This is a genomic window from Streptococcus sp. 10824, assembly GCF_013276595.1.
Taxonomy (GTDB): Bacteria; Bacillota; Bacilli; order Lactobacillales; family Streptococcaceae; genus Streptococcus; species Streptococcus pseudopneumoniae.
Window position 1 is genome coordinate 1 of sequence record NZ_VMLH01000005.1, and the last position, 7,500, is coordinate 7,500.

General features: G+C 41.5%; 6 protein-coding genes and 8 tRNA genes (1 of these 14 only partly in view). 1 reads left to right on the top strand and 13 read right to left on the bottom strand.

Features of this window, described 5'->3' with window-relative positions; all coding sequences use genetic code 11:
- Window positions 1–300, top strand: a 300-nt coding sequence (locus HT701_RS00635; RefSeq protein ID WP_172931092.1) for a transposase, incomplete at its 5' end; no start/stop codon positions are given.
- A gap of 271 nt (window positions 301–571) precedes the next feature.
- On the opposite strand, the gene HT701_RS00640 is transcribed toward HT701_RS00635, so the two are convergent.
- The 13 genes from HT701_RS00640 to HT701_RS00700 form a co-directional block, all read right to left on the bottom strand.
- Entirely contained in the window at window positions 572–1,750 is a 1,179-nt protein-coding gene (locus HT701_RS00640; protein WP_054393247.1) for a LysM domain-containing protein, read from the bottom strand.
- 162 nt (window positions 1,751–1,912) lie between these two features.
- Window positions 1,913–2,536 carry an HAD family hydrolase gene (locus HT701_RS00645; protein ID WP_050223655.1) on the bottom strand — a complete coding sequence of 208 codons (624 nt, stop codon included), beginning with the start codon at window positions 2,534–2,536 and terminating at the stop codon, window positions 1,913–1,915.
- A gap of 3 nt (window positions 2,537–2,539) precedes the next feature.
- Window positions 2,540–3,820 (bottom strand): MATE family efflux transporter, encoded by a 1,281-nt coding sequence (locus tag HT701_RS00650; protein ID WP_050223656.1) that lies wholly within the window; start codon window positions 3,818–3,820, stop codon window positions 2,540–2,542.
- 60 nt (window positions 3,821–3,880) lie between these two features.
- Window positions 3,881–5,365 carry a threonine synthase gene (gene thrC / locus HT701_RS00655; RefSeq protein ID WP_050223657.1) on the bottom strand — a complete coding sequence of 495 codons (1,485 nt, stop codon included), beginning with the start codon at window positions 5,363–5,365 and terminating at the stop codon, window positions 3,881–3,883.
- Window positions 5,366–5,441: 76 nt separating this feature from the next.
- Entirely contained in the window at window positions 5,442–6,719 is a 1,278-nt protein-coding gene (locus HT701_RS00660; RefSeq protein WP_050223658.1) for a glutamyl-tRNA synthetase, read from the bottom strand.
- Window positions 6,720–6,825: 106 nt separating this feature from the next.
- Window positions 6,826–6,909: transfer RNA gene (locus HT701_RS00665), tRNA-Leu, on the bottom strand.
- 9 nt (window positions 6,910–6,918) lie between these two features.
- Window positions 6,919–6,990, bottom strand: a tRNA-Gln gene (locus tag HT701_RS00670).
- Window positions 6,991–7,003: 13 nt separating this feature from the next.
- Window positions 7,004–7,076: transfer RNA gene (locus HT701_RS00675), tRNA-His, on the bottom strand.
- A gap of 14 nt (window positions 7,077–7,090) precedes the next feature.
- A tRNA-Trp gene (locus tag HT701_RS00680) sits at window positions 7,091–7,161 on the bottom strand.
- A 4-nt stretch (window positions 7,162–7,165) separates the two neighbouring features.
- A tRNA-Tyr gene (locus HT701_RS00685) sits at window positions 7,166–7,246 on the bottom strand.
- 12 nt (window positions 7,247–7,258) lie between these two features.
- Window positions 7,259–7,331, bottom strand: a tRNA-Phe gene (locus tag HT701_RS00690).
- 3 nt (window positions 7,332–7,334) lie between these two features.
- Window positions 7,335–7,408 (bottom strand) — tRNA-Met (locus tag HT701_RS00695).
- Window positions 7,409–7,418: 10 nt separating this feature from the next.
- Window positions 7,419–7,500 (bottom strand) — tRNA-Ser (locus HT701_RS00700); it runs 8 nt beyond the window's last position.

Consider the following 7,500-nt stretch of genomic DNA (forward strand, 5'->3'; position numbering starts at 1 on the left):
ACAGCTTATACAGAAGAATATATTTTACTTGTCATGGATAATGCTATATGGCATAAATCAAGTACCTTAGAGATTCCAAGTAATATTGAGTTAGCTTTTATCCCACCTTATACTCCAGAAATGAACCCTATTGAACAAGTATGGAAAGAAATTCGAAAACGAGGTTTCAAAAACAAGGCTTTCCAAACATTGGAAGCCGTCATTGATAAGCTTCAAGAAGTTATTCAAGGACTGGAAAAAAGCGTTTTAAAGTCCACTGTCAGCAGACAATGGACAAGGTTGCTTTTTGAAAACAATTGAGTATAAAGTAAAATAGATTGCAAGAATGTTGCTTGAATCATTACAAGACAGAAACTTCCCATCTTCCATTCAAATTGATACTCAATGAAAATCAAAGAGTAAACTAGAAAGCTAGTCGCAGGTTGCTCAAAGCACAGCTTTGAGGTTTCAGATAAAACTGACGTGGTTTGAAGAGATTTTCGAAGAGTATGACAAATAAAAAACGAACAAGACCTACTTCCTATCACGAAAGCTAGATCTCATTCGTCAAAATGATATTACCAAGTCTGGTTTATCCATTCATTGAAACGTGAACATGGTCATAGTGGTTTTCTGTCACACTACCGCGGTCTGGCATTGGATTCCAAGTGTTAGCTGGCCCATATTTGCTATCGAATGGAGCATAGAAACGTTGTTTCCAGATGATGTAACTAATGCCGCGGCTGGCCATATTTTGAATAGCGTATTCCGCAATCTTATCCCCTAGTTCTGAGCTTTCTGGTACAATAAAGTCAATAGCCAAACCTTTTCCGTGATCTCCACTGTCTCCTGGACGGTAACCACTAAAGAATGTGATGCCAAACAAGTTGGCAATTTCTTCTTTAAAGGCAGCCGTTTGTGGTTGAAGGCCTGCATTTTCAGATTTCGCTACTGCAAGTCCAGCATAATCAGGCGCAGCTGGAGCTGTGTAAGTTGTTGAAACTATCTTCGTCTCTTCTGGTTGATAAGTAGAAACTGTTGGTGTAGCTCCATTTGATGATGCTACTTCTTTTGCTTCTGAACTTGTTGCAGTTGTTTCAGGAGCTTTTTCTTCTACTGGTGTTGTAGTTGCTTCTACTGCTGATTCAGCTTGAGTGCTTGCTTGAGTTTCATCTTTCTCAGCTGGAGTCATTGCCTGAGGAGCTGCTTCTGCAACTGCACTACTTGTTTCGGCTGTTTGCTCCTCTGGGACAGAAGTTCCTGTAGATGGTGTCACTTCTTCTGTAGCAGTCACTGTCTCTGTAACTTCTGAATTTGATGAGACTTCTTTTGGCGCTTCTGCAATTGGTTGAGAAAGATCTGCAACTTGAACAGTTTGATCATCTACAGTCACTTGATTGGTTGTCAAATCTGCTGTCGCAGTTGTCACTTCTTCATTAGAGTCTGCTTGGGGTGTTTGGATTTCAACTTCCGTTACTTCTTCTACTTCATTGACAGTCGTTGTCAAAACAGTTTCTGGGAAAATCAAGTCCATATTAGTGATTTTATTCAAATTCGCAAGAACTGTGACATCTACACCCAAGGCTTCTGCAATTGTGCTCAAGGTATCACCATACTGTACTGTATAACTTGTTTTGTTGTCCGTTTTAGTCAAATCATTTTGGATTTGCTCAACACTACGTGCAGTCCAAAGAACTTCTTCTGCTTGAGTTGCCAATACTGGGGCAAATGACAAGGCTACTGTTGAAGCTAATAATATTCTTTTCTTCATTCTTTCCTATTCCTTTCAAATGAGTACCTGTCTATGATAACACAAAAAATGCAGAAAAAAAGCCCTCTCGGGCCTATTTAACAGAACTGTCTATTCCTTGTAACAAACTCTGTTACTTGAAACAGTTTGTTAGGTCTCTGTCACAAAACTGACACAATCTTTTTATCGCTTAGCCTTAAAAAAACGGGAAATATCTGCTAACGCTTGAATCCTGTGATTTCCTTCATAAGTCGACTCTAAAAAGTTGATACTTTGAATCCCACTATTCTGGGCAAATTCCACATCCAGAGTCCGGTCCCCTATATAATAGGTGTTATCAGGATTCAGCTGATACTTGTCTAGCAAATATATAGCCGCTTCTGGACTTGGCTTCCGCGTAAAGCCACTCTGACTGGTTAAAATCTCTGTAAAATAAGATTCCAAACCCAAGTCTCTGAGAATGGTAAGAGCATTGTCTCCCTTATGAGTGTAAACAAACTGCTGAATTCCTGTTTGGTCTGCCCAATTCAACACCTCACGCGCACCTGGCATCAAAACTACCTGAGCATTCTTCTCAGCCAGACTCTGTGCACGCACCTGATTTAGCATTTCCACATCCAGCTTTCTCTCTTCCGCAACTTTCTCCAACAAATCCTGCACAGAATACTTGAGGATAAACTCTCTCACCTTCTCCTTATCATAAGGAATAGAAAATTGAGCATAGGTCTCCTCAATCCCTGATAAAATCGCTTCGTAAGAGTCCAATAAAGTCCCGTCTAAATCCCAAATAAAAGCTGTTTTTTGCATTTCCTATCCTTTCAAGCTCATATAACGCTGGTAACGATAACGTAGAAATAACCAGCGAAAACCATTATCCAAGAGAGTCCCTGCCCAAATACCAGACAAGCCCCAACCAAGCACAATCCCCATCAGATATCCTGTTCCAATGCGGATACACCACATTCCTATACTTGTCGCATAAAAGGGAAGCCGAGCATTGCCCAACCCCTGCCAGACTGCTGTATAGATGACTGTTCCTATCGTCATAGGAGTACCAAGTAGTGAAAAAAGTGTCACTAGCACACTAGCCTCCACCGCTAGAGAATCAGTCGTATAGAGATGAGTTAGTGGTATACCCAAAGCATAGATACTGAAGGTCAAGGGTAACATGAGGATCAGAGAAAGCCAAAAAGTTCGCTTGCTTAAATTAGCCACTTTTTTCCAATTATCCTCCCCAACTGCTCGGGCCACTATCATGACCGTTGCCGTAGCTACGCCAAAGGCAGGCATATAGTTAAACTGGGTCAAGACTTCTCCGACTGCATTTCCAGCCACTGCCTCCGTTCCAAAAGAAACGACCAAGGCAATGATCACGACATCACCAGCCCGCATCATAAGCCGCTCTCCAGCTGCTGGCAAAGCTAGGGTCAATAGTTCCTTATCTAAACCAAAAATCGGTTTCTCAAAAGGCAGCTTTAATTGCGACCACAAAATCACAAGACCAACCAAACGAGACAGAATAGTCCCCCAAGCAACACCCGCTATCCCCATATCCAGTACAAAAATAGCTAGACTGGAAAAGAGAATATTCAAGGCATTGGATAAAAAACTAACATAGAGGGGCAAACGTGGATTATGCGTTGCACGAATCAAGGAACCAAGACTGGTCATCAAGCCCAAGAGAACAATCGATCCGCCTACCAAAGATAGATACAGTCCACCACTCTCAGCTACAGCCCTCTCCGTTCCCAATAGTCCTATCATCTCTTTCCCAGCGAAGATGGACAAAAATCCTAAAAGGAAACTTAAGAGTAAGGTAATCTTCAACGCCTCAGTCACATGATAGGCTAGCATAGATTGATCCTTCTGCCCCAAACTTTTTGAAATAACACTGGAAATAGCAGCTCCCAGAGCGATGAAAATCGCCTGGTAAATCGTGATAATATTGCCAGCTACTGATACACCCGAAATAGCTATCAAGCCCAAGTGGGCTACCAAGTAACTGTCCGCCATTCCCATGAGCATCTGCAAAAAGTTTTCACCCATAGCTGGTAAGGCAATATTAAGAATATCTTTATTTTTCTTAAACAATCTCTCCTCCTGATGAAAAGAAACTCAGTTGGTTTCCCAACCGAGTTTACTCCCTCTGTCTTAAAGTCCTAGATAAGCCTCAACCGCTGCTTGCATGTCAGTAGCTGCCACTGTTGTCTTGTGACGAACAGGAGCTGTTTCAAGCCCATCAACTGCTGGCGGCACTGCCACTCCTGAAATATCATGTAATTGAGCCAAGGCTTCAAAGTCGCCAAGCCCTGATTTTCCAGTCACAGCTTCTACTACAACCACTGGGAACTTGTATGGACTAGCTGTTGAAGCAATCACTGTCTTAGTCGCATCCCCAGTAGCCGCTTGGTATTTTTTATAAACTGCTGAGGCAACCGCCGTATGTGGATCCTCGATATAAGAATCTGACTCATAAACACGTTTGATTTCTGCTGCAGTTTCTTCCTCAGTCGCATATTCAGCCGCAAAGAGATCAAGAATCTCTGCATCAAAATCTGTCAACTCATATTGTCCTTGCGTGTTCAAGGCATTCATGAGTTCAGCAGTCTTTTCAGCATCATTACCCAAAAGATGGAAAATCAAGCGCTCCAAGTTTGAAGACACCAAAATATCCATAGATGGACTAGTTGTTACCTTAAACTCACGTTTCTTATCGTAAACACGTGTCTTGAAAAAGTCTGTCAAAACATTGTTGTCATTTGAAGCACAGATCAATTTGCCAACTGGGAGACCAATTTGCTTAGCATAAAAGGCAGCCAAGATATTTCCAAAGTTTCCTGTTGGTACTGTGAAGTTGACCTTATCACCAGCCACAATCTCACCAGTCTTAACCAACTGAGCATAGGCATAAACATAATAAACAATCTGTGGCACCAGACGACCAATGTTCATAGAGTTTGCAGATGAAAATTGCAACTTGTTGGCCGCTAATCTTTCACGAAGAGCCCCATCGTTAAACATATGCTTCACATTTGTTTGGGCATCATCAAAGTTACCATCTATTGCGATAACATGAGTATTACCACCAGTCTGAGTGGTCATTTGCAACTCTTGTACCTTGCTGACACCATCCTTTGGATAAAAGACAATAATCTCAGTACCAGGCACATCCGCAAACCCCGCCATAGCAGCTTTCCCCGTGTCACCAGATGTCGCTGTTAAGATGACAATCTTGTTCACCAAACCATGCTTCTTAGCAGCTGTTGTCATAAAGTATGGCAAAATAGACAAGGCCATATCCTTAAAGGCAATCGTTGAACCATGGAACAGTTCCAAATTGTATTGACCGTCTAATTTCACCAAAGGCGCTATAGCTGGAGTATCAAATTTACTATCGTAGGCATTGTTGATACAGTAGTCCAACTCTTCAGCTGTAAAGTCATCTAAAAATGCTGACAAAACAATCTTAGCAACTTCCTGATAAGAAGCAGCTTTCAATTTGTCAAAGTCCAAATCTACCTTTGGATAAGTAACCGGTGTAAACAAACCGCCGTCCGTCGCCAAACCTTGCAAAATAGCTTGGCTAGCAGTTACTGTATTGTTGGCATCACGCGTTGATTGATAAACTAATGTCATTACTCTCTATCCTTTATCTATAGTCTCTTCCATTATATCATGATTTTTCAGAAAATTCTCCCTTTAGTAAGAGAAATTATAGGCTCAATTCTTCTTTCAAAGGCTGTAGGTAGGTCATTTCTTTCTTATTTCTCATCTTCAGTCCTTCCTCGGCTAGCAGGAGTAAGTCTTTGGAAAATCCAATAATCGCAGTTTCTTCCTGATCTGTAAGCTTTTTCTTAGAAAATTGTCGTCTTAAAAATTTATAATTTCGCCCAAATTCTTTAAAGAAAGGTGCTGTTTCTAAGTAAGCTTCTAACTTATCTAAATTAACTAATAATCCCAAGTGAAAGGCAGCAGAAGCGAAGGTTTTATCTAGAGGCTGAGTACACACACTACGAAACTCAACTGTTCCTCGAGTCGTTAAGTCTTGGTACTGGTAACTACGATGAGTTTCAAAATCCTTCTCTTGAGGGTAAATAAGAATCTCATCCCCATTAAGAGCATATGCTTGGATTTCAGATGTAGCCAAATAGTCCCTAGCCTGAATGGGATAAAAATAATAGGTTTGTCCATCACGTTCCGCAGTAAAAATCGCAGAATGATCGAGATAGTCAAAAAAATCATCTTCATCATCAAAAAGTCTAGTATTAACCCCAACATTCTCTGGATAGATGCCATGCATCGATTCTTCCCAGAAGATGTCCCTTGAAATTTTTGTATCCCAATCCGCACCTGTAAACTCAGAATTGGCAAATACATAAGCCTTAGCCGCTTCAATTTGAGTAAAAGCATTAATCACCCGCAAGTAGTTGGTTTTTGAAATATCCAGCTGAACCTGGCTCCCACAGATAAAAGTACCATATTCAGGGAAATGATGTAAATCTGATTTAATAATATTTCTACTCAAATTCAAATAATCCATCAACATCTGATAGCGTGGATAAGCCACTGGACAGTTCTCATTCTTATCCCAGTTAGGATGAATGCCACAGCCAACAATAGCATGATTTGATTCACTTAATTTTCTCTGAATTACATTCATATAATTATTAAAACGATTCTCTACCTCTTGAATCTCTTTAACCTTACCAAACGCAAATTCAATCGTAGTATAGGAAACTTCAAACAAAATAGCATCCTGACTTATCGGATCTACTAACTGGATCAGATTGCCAAAATCATCTACCTTTGCTACGGTGAGATCCAAAGTAGAAACTAAATAATGAAATAGATCCTTTATAACTTCAACATCTGTAGCATCCCCTTCTAAACTTGCAACAGGATACTCCAACTCAATTCCGACAAACAATTCAGGATTTTCTTTAATATTTTTCAAATACCGATGTTTTAATAAATCGATAGAACAAGACATACTCCCCTACACTTTCTTAATCTAAATAAAATTTGAATAACTACTATTATACCAAAAATAATACAAAAAAGGAACGAAGATTAACTACGTTCCTAACGCTATACTATACCGGCGGCCGGGGTCGAACCGGCACGTCCTTGCGGACACTGGATTTTGAGTCCAGCGCGTCTGCCAATTCCGCCACGCCGGCAAATAGTAACTGGGGTAGCTGGATTCGAACCAACGCATGAGGGAGTCAAAGTCCCTTGCCTTACCGCTTGGCTATACCCCAATAATATAAAATAGGCGAGTGATGGGGATCGAACCCACGCATGCCAGAGCCACAATCTGGTGTGTTAACCACTTCACCACACCCGCCATAATTCTATTAACACGGGCAGTAGGAATTGAACCCACACTGAAGGTTTTGGAGACCTTAGTTCTACCTTTAAACTATGCCCGTAAAATGGAAGGGGAGGGATTCGAACCCCCGAACCCGAAGGAGCGGATTTACAGTCCGCCGCGTTTAGCCTCTTCGCTACCCTTCCAAAATATATAAATGGCGCGAGACGGAATCGAACCGCCGACACATGGAGCTTCAATCCATTGCTCTACCAACTGAGCTACCGAGCCTTATTGCGGGAGCAGGATTTGAACCTACGACCTTCGGGTTATGAGCCCGACGAGCTACCGAGCTGCTCCATCCCGCGTTAATATAAAAGGAGGATGTGGGATTCGAACCCACGCACGCTTTTACACGCCTGACGGTTTTCAAGACCGTTCCCTTCAGCCGGACTTGGGT